The sequence below is a fragment of the Amycolatopsis sacchari genome (assembly GCF_900114035.1).
Taxonomy (GTDB): Bacteria; Actinomycetota; Actinomycetes; order Mycobacteriales; family Pseudonocardiaceae; genus Amycolatopsis_E; species Amycolatopsis_E sacchari.
Map to the genome: position 1 here is coordinate 89,088 of NZ_FORP01000017.1, position 15,483 is coordinate 104,570.

General features: G+C 71.8%; 13 protein-coding genes. 7 read left to right on the top strand and 6 right to left on the bottom strand.

Going from position 1 to position 15,483, the window contains the following annotated elements; translation table 11 throughout:
• Position 1: 1 nt before the first annotated feature.
• The 3 genes from xylA to BMZ92_RS25240 all read right to left on the bottom strand — a co-directional run bounded on the left by xylA (position 2) and on the right by BMZ92_RS25240 (position 3,178).
• On the bottom strand, positions 2-1,180 hold the full coding sequence (gene xylA / locus BMZ92_RS25230; protein WP_091512237.1) for a xylose isomerase: 1,179 nt from the start codon (positions 1,178-1,180) through the stop codon (positions 2-4).
• 77 nt (positions 1,181-1,257) lie between these two features.
• On the bottom strand, positions 1,258-1,878 hold the full coding sequence (locus BMZ92_RS25235) for a hypothetical protein (RefSeq protein ID WP_091512239.1): 621 nt from the start codon (positions 1,876-1,878) through the stop codon (positions 1,258-1,260).
• Between the two features lie 79 nt (positions 1,879-1,957).
• The gene (locus BMZ92_RS25240) at positions 1,958-3,178 is read right to left on the bottom strand and encodes an MFS transporter (RefSeq protein WP_091512241.1); all 1,221 of its coding nucleotides are present in this window, start codon (positions 3,176-3,178) and stop codon (positions 1,958-1,960) included.
• Positions 3,179-3,341: 163 nt separating this feature from the next.
• Between BMZ92_RS25240 and sfnG the strand changes: the two genes are divergently transcribed.
• Together sfnG and BMZ92_RS25250 are read left to right on the top strand one after the other, a co-directional pair.
• Positions 3,342-4,484: a dimethylsulfone monooxygenase SfnG gene (gene sfnG / locus BMZ92_RS25245; RefSeq protein WP_091512243.1), complete on the top strand. Its 1,143-nt coding sequence runs from the start codon at positions 3,342-3,344 to the stop codon at positions 4,482-4,484.
• Positions 4,481-5,665: an acyl-CoA dehydrogenase family protein gene (locus BMZ92_RS25250; RefSeq protein WP_091512246.1), complete on the top strand. Its 1,185-nt coding sequence runs from the start codon at positions 4,481-4,483 to the stop codon at positions 5,663-5,665. The genes sfnG and BMZ92_RS25250 overlap by 4 nt, the downstream gene beginning before the upstream one ends.
• A gap of 44 nt (positions 5,666-5,709) precedes the next feature.
• Here the strand turns inward: BMZ92_RS25250 and BMZ92_RS25255 are convergent, their stop codons facing one another.
• Both BMZ92_RS25255 and BMZ92_RS25260 read right to left on the bottom strand, forming a co-directional pair.
• Positions 5,710-6,105, bottom strand: a complete 396-nt coding sequence (locus BMZ92_RS25255; RefSeq protein WP_091512249.1) for a CBS domain-containing protein — start codon at positions 6,103-6,105, stop codon at positions 5,710-5,712.
• Between the two features lie 85 nt (positions 6,106-6,190).
• Positions 6,191-6,928, bottom strand: coding sequence for a TetR/AcrR family transcriptional regulator (locus BMZ92_RS25260; RefSeq protein WP_091512251.1), 738 nt, complete (start codon positions 6,926-6,928; stop codon positions 6,191-6,193).
• Between the two features lie 53 nt (positions 6,929-6,981).
• Here BMZ92_RS25260 and BMZ92_RS25265 point away from each other — a divergent pair, with 53 nt between their 5' ends.
• Together BMZ92_RS25265 and BMZ92_RS25270 are read left to right on the top strand one after the other, a co-directional pair.
• A complete protein-coding gene (locus tag BMZ92_RS25265; protein WP_091512253.1) occupies positions 6,982-7,359 on the top strand; it encodes a VOC family protein in 378 nt (125 codons plus the stop codon).
• Between the two features lie 133 nt (positions 7,360-7,492).
• Positions 7,493-9,511, top strand: coding sequence for a phosphocholine-specific phospholipase C (locus tag BMZ92_RS25270; RefSeq protein WP_091512256.1), 2,019 nt, complete (start codon positions 7,493-7,495; stop codon positions 9,509-9,511).
• Between the two features lie 44 nt (positions 9,512-9,555).
• Here the strand turns inward: BMZ92_RS25270 and BMZ92_RS25275 are convergent, their stop codons facing one another.
• Complete coding sequence (locus BMZ92_RS25275) at positions 9,556-10,482, bottom strand: NADP-dependent oxidoreductase (RefSeq protein ID WP_091512362.1); 927 nt, start codon at positions 10,480-10,482, stop codon at positions 9,556-9,558.
• 88 nt (positions 10,483-10,570) lie between these two features.
• On the opposite strand from BMZ92_RS25275, the gene BMZ92_RS25280 reads away from it, so the two are divergent.
• The 3 genes from BMZ92_RS25280 (at position 10,571) to BMZ92_RS25290 (ending at position 15,380) form a co-directional block, all read left to right on the top strand.
• Complete coding sequence (locus tag BMZ92_RS25280) at positions 10,571-11,341, top strand: helix-turn-helix transcriptional regulator (protein WP_245783239.1); 771 nt, start codon at positions 10,571-10,573, stop codon at positions 11,339-11,341.
• Positions 11,342-12,570: 1,229 nt separating this feature from the next.
• Positions 12,571-13,059 (top strand): MarR family winged helix-turn-helix transcriptional regulator, encoded by a 489-nt coding sequence (locus tag BMZ92_RS25285; protein ID WP_091512261.1) that lies wholly within the window; start codon positions 12,571-12,573, stop codon positions 13,057-13,059.
• Between the two features lie 41 nt (positions 13,060-13,100).
• Positions 13,101-15,380 carry an MFS transporter gene (locus BMZ92_RS25290; RefSeq protein ID WP_177228861.1) on the top strand — a complete coding sequence of 760 codons (2,280 nt, stop codon included), beginning with the start codon at positions 13,101-13,103 and terminating at the stop codon, positions 15,378-15,380.
• Positions 15,381-15,483 lie beyond the last annotated feature (103 nt).

The following is a 15,483-nucleotide window of genomic DNA, read 5'->3' on the forward strand; positions in this document are numbered from 1 at the left end:
CTCAGCCGATGAGGTGCTCGAGGGCCAGGTTCTGCAGCCGGACGAAACCGAAGTCCCGCTGCGCGGCCTTCTCCGGGTCGAACCCGTCGTCGGTGGCCAGGAACGACTCGACGCTCTCGCCCGGGTCCAGCGTCGGCGTCGCCAGGTCGTACACGCCCGCGTACGCCATCGCCTCCTGCACCCGCGAGTCGGCGCGGAAGGCCTTCGCCTTGTCCGCCAGCATCAGGTACGTCGACATGCAGGCGCGCGCCGACTCCCAGACGCCGTCGAGGTACTCCGTGCGCGAGGGCTTGTAGTCGAAGTGCCGGGGACCGGTGTAGCGCGGGCCGTCGGGGTAGCCGGGGAAGCCGTTCTCGATCAGGTCCACGGTGAAGAACGCGGAGATCAGGTCGCCGTGCCCGAAGACCAGGTCCTGGTCGTACTTGAGCCCGCGCTGCCCGTTGAGGTCGATGTGGAACAGCTTGCCGCTCCACAGCGCCTGCCCGAGCGCGTGCGTGTAGTTGAGGTTGGCCATCTGCTCGTGCCCGGTCTCGGGGTTGAGGCCGACGATGTCGCCGTGCTCCAGCTGCGCGATGAGCGCGAGCGCGTGGCCGACGGTGGGCAGGAAGATGTCACCCCGCGGCTCGTTCGGCTTCGGCTCCAGGCCGATGCGCAGGTCGTAGCCCTGGGACTTGATGTAGCCCGCGACGGTGTCCAGGCCCTCCTTGTACCGCTCGAAGGCGGCGTAGACGTCCTTCGAACCGTCGTACTCGGCACCCTCGCGGCCGCCCCACATGACGAACGTGCTCGCGCCCATGTCGGCCGCGAGGTCCACCGCCTGCAGGATCTTGCGCAGCCCGAACCGCCGGATCGAGCGGTCGTTCGAGGTCAGGCCGCCGTCCTTGAACACGGGGTGGCTGAAGGTGTTGGTGGTGACCATCTCGATCACGAGGCCGGCCTTGTCGGCCGCGTCCTTGAGCCGCCCGCTGATCCGCTGCTTCGTCGCGGTGTCCGCGTCGAACGGGAAGACGTCGTTGTCGTGGAACGTGATGCCCCACGCACCCAGTTCGGCGAGCTTGTCGGAGTACTCCCACGGGTCGAGCGCGGGCCGGCTCGGACCCCCGAAGGGGTCGGTCCCGGTCCAGCCGACGGTCCACAGACCGAACGAGAACTTGTCTTCGGGGGTGGGCTGGCGCAGCATCTTCGCTCCTCCATTTTGTTTTTCCATGTAACTTATTCGCGGACGTGGAGGAGCGTCAAGGGGCCGGGGTCACCGGATCAGCGGCGGACGACGCCCAGGACGCCGCCGATCAGGGAGACGACCCCGGCGATGAGGAAGAAGTAGTAGCCCAGCGACGTGCTGTCGGGGTTCGGGTCGCCCCCGGTCAGCCAGAACACCGCGCCGACGACCATGAACACCGACAGCACGAGCGTCACGACGCCGATCGGCCGGTGGTTGCGCATCGGCACGAACATCGTCGCCCCGAGCAGGATCTCCAGCGCGCCGCCGATGAGGACCGCCCACACGCCGATCTCGATCAGGGTCGCGCTCGAACCCGCGCCGAACGCGCTCGCCGCGCTCGCCAGGTCGGCGACGTCCATGCCGGTGGCGTGGACGTTCGAGAAGCTCGAGTCGATCCACGGCAGGAAGAACTGCAGCACGCCGAACAGGCCGCCGAGGACGAGCACCGCGCCGGCCCAGATGTTGGGCCGCGAGAGCGCGGGCGGCTGCCCCCACTGGCCCGGCTGGCCGTAGGGCCCCGGCTGCCCGTACCCGTACTGCTGCTGCCCGTACGGCCCCGGCTGCTGCGGGTACTGCCCCGTGGGGGGCTGCTGCGGGTACTGCCCCGGCTGCTGGCCGTACGGGTTCCACTGCGGTGGCTGGTTCGGATAGCTCACGGTGCCCCCTGGAGAAAACGGCTTCCTGCTCGCGCGGAATCGTACTGCCCCCGGGGCCCGGTACCACCCCGCCGAGCCGTCACGCCCGGCTCGGTTCCACCGTTTCGCCCAGTGTGAAGCCCCGCACCAGGAGCACGGTGAGCCCGGCGAGGGCGACCTGCGCCAGCCCGGAGATCACGAACGTCGTGCTCGCGTGACCCGCCAGGCGCGTCAGCGCGCCGCCGAGCAGTGCCCCGACGGGCACCGCCCCCCACACGACCGTGCGCCACGCGCCGAGCACCCTGCCGAGCAGCTCGCCGGGGACGAGCGCGTGCCGGGCCGTCGCGAGCACGACGTTGACCGCCACGACCGCGGCCGCGAACACCCCGAAGCACACCGCCGCGGCGACCGAGTGCCGGATCAGCCCCATGGCGAGGAAACCGAGCCCGCCGGCCAGGATCCCGCCCACCAGCACGGAAGTCCGGCCGGTGCGCCGGACGAGCCACGGCGCGGCGGCGGCGCCGGCCAGCCCGCCGAGCCCGCCCACGAAGCTGAACACCCCGAACGCCGCCTCGCTCAGCCGCAGGTCTTCGAGGGCGTAGAGGACGAGCTGCGCCTGCGCGAGCTCGCTGGTGACGCTGATCAGCCCCGCGACCAGCACCAGGCGCAGCAGCAACGGGTTCCGGGCGAGCCAGCGCAGCCCGTCGGCGAGATCGGTGCGCAACCGCGTGGGGTTCGCGGGCGCGCGCGGCCGGTAGCTGCCCGCCATGCCGAGCAGCAGTGCGGCCGCGATCGCGAACCCGGCGGAGGAGAGCAGGAACGGCAGCGTGGCGAACAGGGCGAACGTGGCGCTGCCGAGCGGGCCGCCGAGGAAGGTCTGGCCGAGGATCTCGGCGGCCTGGAACCGGCTGTTGGCCTGCTCCAGCCTGCCGCCCTCGGCCACGGCGGGGATCACCGCGTTCACCGCGCTCTCGGCCACCGTCTCCGCGGCGCCCAGCAGCAGGGCCACGAGGTAGATCAGCCAGATCGACAGCGCGCCGGACCACAGGAGCACCGCCGTGCCGAGGACGAGCACGGCCCTGGCGGCGTTGGCGAGCAGCATCGCCCGCCTGCGGTCGACGCGGTCCACGAGCGCGCCCGCGACCGTGCCCAGCAGCAGCCACGGCACGAACTGCGTCGCCGACAGCGCGCCGATCTGCACCGGGTCACGCGTGATCGTGGTGGCCAGCAAGGGAAAAGCGACCTTGCCGATGCCGTCCGCGAGGTTGCCGGCACCCGCCGACCCCAGCAGCCACCACACTCGACGACCCGACAACGACATCCCCCAGGCTGGCACTTCCCGTGAACTCCACAATCACAGTACGGGCAACTCGCCGCAACGGGGCCGGAATCGGCCGGACGACTCATCCGGGTGATGCCGGGTGGAGTAGTCCAGATGCTGAACGGTTTTGCGCCCATTCGCCGTCGTTGCTCTACTCCCTGTCGTGGCCGAAAACGAAAACCCGTACGGGGAACTCCTCAAATTCGCCTACTGGGTCCCGAACGTCAGCGGCGGACTCGTCACGAGCAAGATCGAACAACGCACCGACTGGGGGTACGACTACAACAGGGAACTCGCCGTCCTGGCCGAGCGCAACGGGTTCGAGTACGCGCTCACGCAGGTCCGCTACACCGCCAGCTACGGTGCCGCCTACCAGCACGAATCCACCGGCTTCAGCCTCGCGCTGCTGCTCGCGACGCAGCGGCTCAAGGTGATCGCCGCGGTGCACCCCGGTCTGTGGCACCCCGGTGTGCTGGCGAAGTTCGTGGCCAGCGCCGACGTCCTTTCCGGTGGCCGCGCGGCGGTCAACGTGGTGAGCGGCTGGTTCAAGGACGAATTCACCGGATTGGGCGAGCCGTGGCTGGAGCACGACGAGCGCTACCGCCGTTCGGAGGAGTTCATCCGCGTGCTGCGGGAACTGTGGACCGACGACCACGCGGAATTCCGCGGCGACTTCTACCGCATTCACGACTTCGACATCAAGCCCAAACCGCTCACCGGACCGGGGCGTCCGCATCCCGAGATCTTCCAGGGCGGCAACTCGACCGCCGCCCGCAAGCTCGCCGGGCGCGTGTCCGACTGGTACTTCAGCAACGGCAAGGACTTCGACGGGTTCTCCGAGCAGGTCGACGAGGTGCGCGGGTACGCCGCCGAGCACGGCCGCACCGTCCGCTTCGGACTGAACGGCTTCGTCATCGCCCGTGACACCGAGCGCGAGGCGAAGGACGTCCTGCGTGAGATCGTGGAGAAGGCGGACACCCAGGCCGTCGAAGGGTTCCGCGGCGCCGTCAAGCAGGCTGGTAAGTCCACATCGGACGGCAAGGGGATGTGGGCCGACTCCGAGTTCGCCGATCTCGTGCAGTACAACGACGGCTTCCGCACCGGGCTGATCGGCACGCCCGAGCAGATCGCCGATCGCGCGATCGAGTACAAGCGACGTGGCGCGAACCTGCTGCTGCTCGGTTTCCTGCACTATCACGAGGACGTCGAATACTTCGGCAGGAACGTGCTGCCGATCATCCGTGAGAAGGAACGCGACCTCGCCCGCGGGGCCGCGACACCCGAACCCGTGGGGAGCCTGTCATGACCAGCAGCCAGGAATGGGTCGAGATCGCGCGGGACATCGCCGCGAAGCTCGCCGTGGACGCGGTGGAGCGCGACCGGGCGCACGAGACCCCGTACGAGGAGGTGCGGCTGCTCAAGGACAGCGGCCTGGTCACCCTGCTCGGGCCGGCCGAGCACGGCGGCGGCGGGCAGACGTGGGAAACCGCGTACCGCGTGATCCGGGAGGTGGCCCGCGGCGACGGTTCGATCGGGCAGCTGCTGGGCTACCACTACCTGTGGGCGTGGGCGGTGCGGCTCGTCGGGACCGAGGCGCAGATCGCGGCCGTCGAGGAGCTGTACACGAAGGACAAGCTGTTCTTCGGCGGGGCGGTCAACCCGCGTGACTCGGACCTGACCATCACCGAGGACGGTGACGAGCTCGTCTACTCCGGGCACAAGTCGTTCTCCACCGGCAGCAAGGTGTCCGACCTGACGGTGCTGGAGGGTGTGCTCGAAGGCACCGGGGACCACATCTTCGCGATCGTGCCGTCCCGGCAGGAGGACATCGTCTTCCACGACGACTGGGACAACATCGGCCAGCGGCTGACCGAGTCGGGCAGCGTGACGATCAAGAACGTGCGGGTCCCGTGGGCGAGCGCGGCCGGGTACGTCGACCGGAAGTTCCAGCCGCTCACGTACAACACCCTGAACGTGCCGGCGATCCAGCTCGTGTTCACGAACTTCTACCTCGGCATCGCCCAGGGAGCGCTGGACACGGCGCTCGCGTACACCCGCGACCACACGCGAGCCTGGCCCTACGGCGGGGACGACAAGGCGTCCGCGGGGGAGGAGTGGTACATCCTCGAAGGCTACGGGGACCTGCAGGCGAAGCTGTGGGCCGTGGAGGCGCTCGTGGACAGGGCGGGTGCGGAGATCTCGGAGGTGCTGCACGCGCCGCGCGAGCAGCTCACCCCGCAGCGGCGCGGCGAGCTGGCCGTGCTCATCGCGGCGGCGAAGCAGCGGGCGAGCGACACCGGGCTGGAGGTCGGCACGAAGATCTTCGAGCTGACCGGGGCCCGTGCCAGCGCGGCGAAGTACGGGCTGGACCGGTTCTGGCGCAACCTGCGCACGCACTCGCTGCACGACCCGGTGGCGTACAAGCGGCGTGAGGTGGGCGCGTACGCGCTGCTGGGGCAGCTGCCGGAGCCGACCTGGTACACGTGACGAGGTCCGGCCCGCCGCGTGCGGCGGGCCGGCAACCCCGTCCGTCAGGAGTTGGACGTGGCAGCGCTGATGTCGCCCAGCGCGGAGTCGGAGTCCTTCTCCAGCGCCGCGTCGCCGAGGGTGAACACGCCGACCGCCCGGCCGTCCTCGACCACGGCGATGCGGCGCACCGCGGCCTCGCGCATGCGCTCGATCGCGGTGTCGATGTCGTCGTCCGGAGCGGCGGTGACCAGGTCGGAGCTGCACACGTCCCGCAGGCGGCAGTCGCTGAGGTCGTCGCGGTCCGCCACGGCCCTGGTCACGATGTCCCGGTCGGTGACGATGCCCGCCACGCGGTCGTCGTCGAGCACTAGCACGTTGCCGATCTCGCGCTCGCGCATGCGCTGGGCGGCCTCGCGCACGGGGGTGTCCGCGGGCAGCGCGACGGGGTTGGTGGTCATGACCTCGCTGAGTCGGGTGGTGTTGCCGCGAGCGGGGTGGTCAAACGCGCGGCGCTCACTCCGGACGGGTGGCCCACGGGCAGGCTCAGCCCGCCACGAGGGCGGCCAGCCCGTCCAGCACGCGGGCGAGGCCGAAGCGGAAGGCGTGCTCCGGGTCGTAGGCGCTGCCGTGCGCCTGCCCCGCCGCGGACCCGACGCGGACGGCCCTCGGGTAGGCCTTCTCGTCGAACACCCGCGCCAGCAACGGTTCGCTCGCGTCCCACCACGACTGGTCGTCCCGCTGCTGCGCGGCGGCCGCCTGGGCGCACGACCGCACGAACGCCAGCAGGAACGCCAGCGCGTCGTCGAGCGTCACGTCATCGAGGTCCAGACCGTCCAAAGCGGACAATTCATGCTCGTACTTCGCCAGCTGGCCCGGTCCGAGCACGGGCCGGTTCGTCGCGATGCCCGCTGCCCACGGGTGCGTCCGGTACAGCGCCAGGTTCTCCTCCGCGACGACGGTCAGGCGCTCGCGCCAAGGGCGGCCCGACGTGTCCTCGCGCGGCATGCGGGCGTACGCGGCGTCCAGCATCAGGTCGAGCAGCTCCGCCTTGCCCGGCACGTACGTGTACAGCGTCATGGGCGCGACGCCGAGCGCCTGCGCGACACGGCGCATGCTCACCGCCTCGAGTCCCTCGGCGTCGGCGAGGGCGGTCGCGGCGTCGACCACCGCGTCGATCGTCAGCCCCTGGCGCGGTCCCCGCTTCGGCGCCGCCACCGGATCCCGCCACAGCAGGCGCAGGGTGCGGGCCGGGTCACCGGCGCCGCTTCGTTCGGTCGACATGGGGCAATCTTCGCGTATGCTTACTCTGTACGGTGTACGAAGAAAGGGGTTCCATGCGCATCACCTCCTCCGCGGTGTCCCTCACCGTCGACGATCCGGCCGCGTCGAGCGCGTTCCTGGCGAAGCACTTCGGGTTCACCGAGCAGATGTCCGCCGACGGTTTCGCCTCGCTGGGCAGGCCGGACGCCGGGATGAACGTGATCTTCCTGCGGCGCGGGCTGCCCACCCTGCCCGCCGACCAGCGCGACGAGCGCGCGTCGGGCCTGATCCTCGCCTTCGTGGTCGACGACCTGGAGGGCGAGCTGGCCCGGCTCGAAGCCGAGGGGGTGCCCATCACGATGCCGCTCACCGTCGAGGAGTGGGGCGAGCGGGCGTTCCAGGTGCGTGATCCCAACGGGGTCATCGTGCAGCTGGTCGACTGGCAGGGCTGAACCGGGCATCGAGCGCCAAACCGCCCACGCTCCACAATAGACGTCCGGCGGTAGCCGCCCGCCGCCGGATGTTCGCCGAAGTTTCGCCTTTTCGGTGGTGTACCCGCGGGCCGGGATCAGCAGACTGTGCCCCATGACCGACCTCAACCGCCGCCGGTTCCTCCAGGTCGCCGGCGGTACCGCGGCCGCGTCGATGCTCACCGACAGCATCGCCCGCGCCGCGGCGATCCCCGCCCACTCCCGTACCGGCAGCCTGCGCGACGTCGAGCACGTCGTCGTCCTGATGCAGGAGAACCGGTCCTTCGACCACTACTTCGGCTCGCTGCGCGGCGTCCGCGGCTTCGGCGACCCGCGCCCGGTTTCGCTGCCGAACGGCAAGCCGGTGTGGTACCAGTCGGACGGGACGCGGGAGATCCTCCCGTTCCGGCCCGAGGTGAAGGAACTGGGCCTGCAGTTCATCCAGGACCTGCCGCACGGCTGGAACGACACGCACGCGGCGTGGCACGACGGGCACTACGACCGGTGGGTGCCCGCCAAATCGGCCACCACCATGGCCTACCTGACCCGCGAGGACATCCCCTTCCACTACGCGCTGGCCGACGCCTTCACCATCTGCGACGCCTACCACTGCTCGTTCATGGGCTCGACCGACCCGAACCGGTACTACATGTGGACCGGCTACACGGGCAACGACGGCCAGGGCGGCGGCCCGGTCATCGGCAACGACGAGGCCGGCTACAGCTGGACCACCTACCCCGAGCGACTCGAGAAGGCCGGGGTGTCGTGGAAGATCTACCAGGACGTCGGCGACGGGCTGGACGCCGCGGGCTCGTGGGGCTGGATTCCCGACGCCTACCGCGGCAACTACGGCGACAACTCGCTGCTGTACTTCAACCAGTACCGCAACGCCAAGCCCGGCGATCCCTTGTACGACAAGGCTCGCACCGGTACGGACGCCAAGAAGGGCGAAGGGTTCTTCGACATCCTGAAGGCCGACGTGAAGGCCGGGCGGCTGCCGCAGGTCTCGTGGATCGTGGCGCCGGAGGCGTTCACCGAGCACCCGAACTGGCCCGCCAACTACGGCGCCTGGTACATCTCGCAGGTCCTCGACGCGCTCACCGCCGCGCCCGAGGTGTGGAGCAAGACGGCGCTGTTCATCACCTACGACGAGAACGACGGCTTCTTCGACCACATCGTGCCGCCGTACCCCGCGCCCTCCGGCGCGAAGGGCGCTTCGACGGTCGACACGCGCTACGAGATCCTCAACGGCGTGCCCTACGGCCTCGGCCAGCGCGTGCCGATGCTCGTCGTGTCGCCGTGGAGCCGCGGTGGCCGGGTGTGCTCGGAGGTCTTCGACCACACGTCCATCGTGCGGTTCCTGGAGCGGCGCTTCGGGGTGCGCGAGCCCAACATCTCGCCGTGGCGCCGTGCCGTCGTGGGGGACCTGACCTCGGCGTTCGACTTCTCCCGCACCGAACGCGCCGTGCCGCGCCTGCCGTCCACGGCCGCGTACGTGCCCCCGGACCGCGACCGGCACCCCGACTACGTGCCCACCCCGCCCGGCACCCCGTCGCTCCCGCGGCAGGAGCGGGGGCAGAAGCCGGCGCTGCCGCTGCCCTACGACCTGCACGTCGACGGGCAGGTGCGCGGTGAGCGCCTGACGCTGGAGTTCGGCAACGACGGTTCGGCGGGCGCGTGCTTCCACGTCACGTCGTCCAGCGACCAGAACGGGCCGTGGACGTACACCGTCGAGCCCGGGAAGAAGCTCTCCGCGGACTGGACGCTGTCGGGTGCCTACGACTTCAGTGTCCACGGCCCCAACGGTTTCCACCGCCGGTTCGCGGGGCAGGGGAGCGGGGTCGAGGTCAGCGCCCGCGCCACCGGCCCGGCCGGGGACCTGACGCTCGTGCTGACGAACTCCGGCAGCGCCCCGGTGTCCGTCACCGTCGCCGACGCGCCCGGGTACGGCCACGGCCGCCCGGACAGCTACGGCCTGCGGCCGGGGGCGCGCGTCGTGCACGTGGTGCGGACCGGCGGTACCGCGGGCTGGTACGACGTGTCCGTCACCGCGGGCCGGTTCGTCCGGCGCCTCGCGGGCCACGTGGAAACCGGCCGGATCACCCTCACCGATCCGGGTATCGGGGCCCGCTGAAACAGCGCCGTCCGCCCGGGTGCGCGCCCGGGCGGACGGCGCGCTCACACGGTGAGGACGACCTTGCCCTGGAGGTGCCCGCTTTCGAGCAGCCGGTGCGCGTCGGCGATGCGCTCGAACGGGAAGGTCTCCTGCACGTGGACGCGGAGCTTGCCCTGCTCGACCAGGTCGACGAGACCGCGCAGGGCGACCGGGTCGGGATCGACCCCGATGCCGCTGAACCGCATGCCCGCGGCCTCGAACTTCGCGATGAGTGCGGTGTCCTCCTCGGCGACCGCCGTCACGAGGTGCCCGCCGGGGCGGAGTACCGCGAGCGACCGCTCGACGGTGCTGCCGCCGATCGTGTCGAGCACGAGGTCGACATCGCGGACCGCCTCGGCGAAGTCGACCGCCCGGTAGTCGATCACCTCGTCGGGGCCGAAGCCCTCGACGAACTCCCGTTTGCTCGCGCTCGCGGTGGTGATCACGTGTGCGCCCAGGGCTTTCGCGAGCTGGATCGCGACGTGGCCGACCCCGCCGCCACCGCCGTGGATCAGGACGCGATCGCCTTCGGACACACCGCCGAGGTCGACGAGTCCCTGCCACGCCGTCAGCCCGACGACCGGCAACGCCGCCGCCTCGACGTGCGAAAGCGACGCGGGCTTGCGGACCAGGTGCAACGCCGGTGCGGCCACGGCTTCGGCGTATGCGTTGGCGGCGCGTGGGAACCGTGGCATCCCGAACACCTCGTCGCCCGGCCTGAACCGCCACGTGTGCGCGTCTTCCACTACGCCGCTGATGTCCCAGCCGAGGGTGAACGGTGGCTGCCCGAGCAGCGGGAACTCGCCGGCGCGCAGGCGTGGTTCGAGCGGGTTCAGCCCGATGGCCTTGATGCGGACGAGGACCTCGGTCGGCAGGGGACGGGGCTCGGGCACGTCCACGACGGTGAGGACCTCGGGTCCCCCGAACTGGTGCTGGGTGATGGCTCGCATGGGTTCCACCATGGTCTCGGGGTGTCAGGCGGACCACCGTCCTCCCGCCAGGAAATGCCGGGAATCCGCCACGGTTAGTCTGGATCTCGTGACCGAAGTTGCCCACGAGCCGGTGTTCTTGGACGGCGATGTGGTCGAGTGCGAGCCCCTGTCCCACGGCGAGGTCGTCGCCCCGCACTGCCACGACTTCGGGCAGCTCCGGTACGCCGTTTCGGGAGCCCTGGTCACGACGACCGAGGTCGGCACGTGGGTGACGCCCGCGAACCGCATCACGTGGGTGCCGCCGTTCCACGTCCACAGCAGCCGTGCGCATGGTGAGACCGACATCAGGCTGCTCCGGGTTCCGGCGGACCGGGCGGGGCAGCTCCCGGCGGAACCGTCGGTGTTCGTGGCGAGCGCGTTGCTGCGAGAGGCCTACCTGGCGCTGCTCGGGGATTCCGATCAGGGGCCGCGCGCCCGGCTGTTGCTCGACGTCGTGCTGATGGAACTCGCGCGTGCTCAGCGGGAACCACTGCGCCTCCCGGAGCCGGCGGACCCCCGCCTCAAGGCCGTGGCCGACCTGCTGCACGCGAACCCGGCCAGCCCGGCGACGCTCACGGAGCTGGGGCGGCGGACGGGGTCCAGCGAACGGACGTTGAGCCGGTTGTTCAGCGGGGAGCTGTCGATGAGCTTCCACCAGTGGCGCACGCTGCTGCGGGTGCAGCGGGCGGTGCTCGACCTCGCCGAAGGCGCGTCGGTCACGGACACGGCGATGCGCCTGGGGTGGGCGAACCCGAGCAGTTTCATCGAGGCCTTCACGGCGCTCGTCGGCCAGACCCCGGGCCGGTACCGCGCCACGGCTCGCGCGGGCCGGGGGTAGTGGGGGGTTGGTTTCTGGGGGCGGTTGGCTTTTGTTGGGTGGTCCCGCGCCTGCCCACGCGCGCCCACTCGCTTCGGTTGGTGGGGCCCGCAGGGCTCCGCTCCGCTCCGCCCGCCGCCGCTCGGCGCCCGCGCCCGCCCGCCGCTCGGCGCCGCTCCTGCGCCCGCCGCCGCTCGGCGCCGCCTCGCCCGCGCTCACTCGCTCTGCTGGCCGAGCCCACGTGCGCGCCCGCCCGCCGTCGCTCCTGTGCCCGCGCCCGCCCGCCTCGGCGGAGCCCGCACGGCTCGGCGGGAGCCCGTGCGGCTCCGCTCCGCCCGCTCGGCCACCGGCGCGCGGTTCGCTCGGCGGGGCGCGCCCCCTCCGGTCCCACGGCTCGCCTCGGCTCGCCCCGCTCCCGCCCCCGCGCACTCGCTGGCGCCCCCGCTCGCTCCGCTGGCACTGCCGCCTCCGCTCCGCCGCGTTCGCCCGCTTCGCTCGGACGTGCGCTCGCCTGGCTTCCGCCCGCACGCTCCGCCGCGCCCGCCCGCTCCCGCCTGCCTCCGCTCCGCCGCGCTCGCCCGCTTCGCTCGGCGGGGCGCGCCCCCTCCGCTCCCACGGCTCGCCTCTGCTCGCCCCGCTCCTGCCCGCCTCCGCTCCGCCGCGTTCGCCCGCTTCGCTCGGACGTGCGCTCGCCTGGCTTCCGCCCGCACGCTCCGCCGCGCTCGCCCGCTTCGCTCGGCGGGGCGCGCCCCCTCCGCCGCGCTCGCCCGCTTCGCTCGGCGGGGCGCGCGCCCTCCGCTCCCACGGCTCGCCTCTGCTCGCCCCGCTCCTGCCCGGCTTCCGCGCCGCTCGTTCCGCTGCCGCTTCCGCTCCGCCCGCTCGCCCGCTCCGCTCCGCCCACCCGCGCCCGCCTCCGCTCCGCCGCGCTCGTTCCCGCCCGCACACTCCGCCGCGCTCGCCCGCTCCGCCGCGCCCGCCCACCCGCGCCCACCTGCGCTCCGCCGCGCCCGCCCCCGCTTGCCCCGCTCCGCCGCGCTCGCCCGCTCCGCCGCGCCCGCCGCTCGCCCGCCCCGCGCCGCTCGCTCCGCTCCCGCCGCCTCCACCCCCACCTCCCGACATCCCCACCCGTTCCCGGCACCTCCGGCATCCCGCCCCTCCCGGGCAAGTGGGACAAGTCACCCCTTAGATAGTTGCCACATACAACTACAGGGCTATAGTTGTATGTGACAACCAACTGGGAGGTGGGTGCGATGGGGGCCGGCGGCGACAAGGCGGTCGCGCTGATGCGGGAGCTGCGCCTGTCCGCGCAACTGCAGCACGCCTGGGTCCACCAGGCCTGGCAGCGCGAGGACACGTCCCTGCACCCGGCGGCGCTCATGCTGCTCTCGGAACTCGACCGGCACGGCGAGTGCCGCCCGTCCGACCTGGCCAAGCGCAAGATGGTCGACGTCTCGGTGGTCAGCAGGCAGATCGCGCAGCTGGCCGGCGCCGGCCTGATCGAGCGCAGACCCGCACCCGAGGACGGCCGCGCCAGCCTCGTGCGCATCTCCGCCGAGGGCGTGCGGCGGCTCGCGCGCTGGCGGACGCAGTACCTGGAGTACGTGGACCGCGCGCTCGGCGAGTGGACCGACGCCGAGCTCGACACCCTGACCACCCGGCTGGCCCTGATGAACCAGGGACTGCGCGACGCGCTCGCGCCGGTCGCCTGCCCGCCCCAGGCGGGGGAGAAGAGGAAGTGAGCCCGAAGGTGAGTGCCTCCGCACAGGCAGCACAAGCCCCGATGACCCCGCGCCAGGTGGCGCGCGCGTTCTCGGGGCTGCTACTGGCGCTGCTGGTCGCCGTGCTGTCGTCCACGATCGTTTCGAACGCCCTGCCGACCATCCTGGCCGACCTCGACGGTTCGCAGAGCCAGTACACCTGGGTGGTCACCGCCACCCTGCTGGCCTCGACGGCGAGCACCCCGATCTGGGGCAAGCTGTCGGACCTGTTCAGCAAGAAACTGCTGTACCAGCTGTCCATCGTGATCTTCACGGCGGGCTCGGTGCTCGGCGGCATCTCGCAGTCCATGCCCGAGCTGATCGCGTTCCGCGCGGTGCAGGGCCTGGGCATGGGCGGGCTGCAGGCGCTGATCCAGGTCGTGATCGCGGCGATGATCTCGCCCCGCGACCGCGGCCGCTACAGCGGCTACATCGGCGCGGTGTTCGCGCTCGCCACGGTCTCCGGGCCGCTGCTGGGCGGCCTGATCGTGGACTCGCCGCTGGGCTGGCGCTGGTGCTTCTGGATCACGGTGCCCGTCGCCGTGCTCGCGTTCATCGTGCTCGGCAGGACGCTGCACCTGCCGGTGCTCAAGCAGCAGGTGAAGATCGACTGGCTCGGTGCGACCCTGCTCGTCGGCGGTGTCTCGCTGCTGCTGATCTGGATCTCGCTGGCGGGCGGCAGCTTCGGCTGGTGGTCGTGGTCGACGCTGCTGTACGTGCTGGGCGGCGTGGCGACGCTGGCGCTCGCGGTGTTCGTCGAGTCCCGCGTGAGCGACCCGGTCGTGCCGCTGCGGCTGTTCCGCGGCCGGACCTTCACGCTCGCGGTGATCGGCAGCCTGTCGGTCGGCACGGCGATGTTCGGCGGCGCGGTGTTCCTCGGCCAGTACTACCAGCTGGCCCGCGGCTACTCGCCCACGCACGCCGGTCTCATGACGATCCCGCTGATGCTCGGGCTGTTCCTGTCCTCGACGGTCGCCGGGCAGGTCATCTCCCGCACCGGCAGGACCAAGCCGTGGATGATCGGCGGCGCGGTGCTGCTGGTCGCGAGCCTGTTCCTGCTGTCCACCATCGACCACGGCACGAACCTCGTGCTGATGGGCGGCTACCTGGCGCTGCTGGGGCTGGGCGTCGGCGCGCTGATGCAGAACCTGGTGCTGGTCGTGCAGAACACCGTGGCGATGAAGGACATGGGCTCCTCGTCGTCGGTGGTGACGTTCTTCCGCACGCTCGGCGGTTCCGCCGGGGTCTCGGCGCTGGGCGCCCTGCTCGCGGCGAAGGTCAGCGACCACGTCGCCAGCGCGCTGGCCGCACTCGGCATCCACGGCGGCACCGGCGGTTCGGGCGGCAGCCTGAACCTCGGCGCGCTGCCCGAGCCGATCCAGAGCATCGTGCGCGCGGCCTACGGCGACAGCATCGGCTCGGTGTTCTTCGCGGGCGGCATCATCGCGGTGGCCACGCTCGTCGCGGTGCTGTTCATCAAGGAGGTCCCGCTGCGCCGCAGCATCGACCTGACCACCGAGGAGCCCGCCGCCACGCCGGTGCCGGGCGCGAACGTCTCGGGTGTGGTGAGCACGCCGTCGGGTCGGCCGATCGCCGGTGCGGCGCTGACGCTGACCGATCCGGCCGGGCACCAGGTCGCCCGTGCCGTGACCGGCGAGGACGGCCACTACGAACTGGCCGCGCCCCCGAACAGCGGCTACGTGCTGATCGCCTCGGCGGGCCGGTTCCAGCCCAGTGCCACCGCGCTCGCGGTGAACGGGCAGACGGTGCGGCGTGACGTGACGATGACGGGGGCCGGCGGGCTCAGCGGCGTGGTGCGGTCCCGTGCCGGGCACCCGGTCGGCGGCGCGACGCTGGTGCTCACGGATTACCGCGGCGAGGTGGTCGCCTCCGTCGTCACCGGCGGAGACGGCTGGTACCACGTGGACGACCTGCCCGGCGGCACGTACACGGTGACGGTCGCGGCCGCGGGACACCGGCCGTCCGCCACACAGCTGTCCACTGTGGACGGCGAGGAGTCGGCGCACGACGTCGAGCTGGACTCGGCGGCGGAGCTGACCGGCGTCGTCCGGTCCGGCAGGCTCGGCGTCCCGGTGCCGGAGGCGCGGGTGAGCCTCGTCGACCCGGCCGGTGAGGTCGTGGCCGTCACGACCACAGACGCCGAGGGCCGCTACCGGTTCACCGACGTCCCCGAGGGCGACTACACGCTCGTCACCAGCGGTTTCGCCCCGGTGAGCGCGCCGCTCGCGGTCAGCGCGGGCCACGCCGTCTCGCGGGACGTGGAACTGGGCGCCACCGCCTGACCCTGGTGCGGAGTCGACCGCGTTCCGGCAGGACAGGAACGCGGTCAACTCCGGCCCGAACCCTTGACGCCACCGGCGCCGCCGACGAAAACTCCAGGTGCGG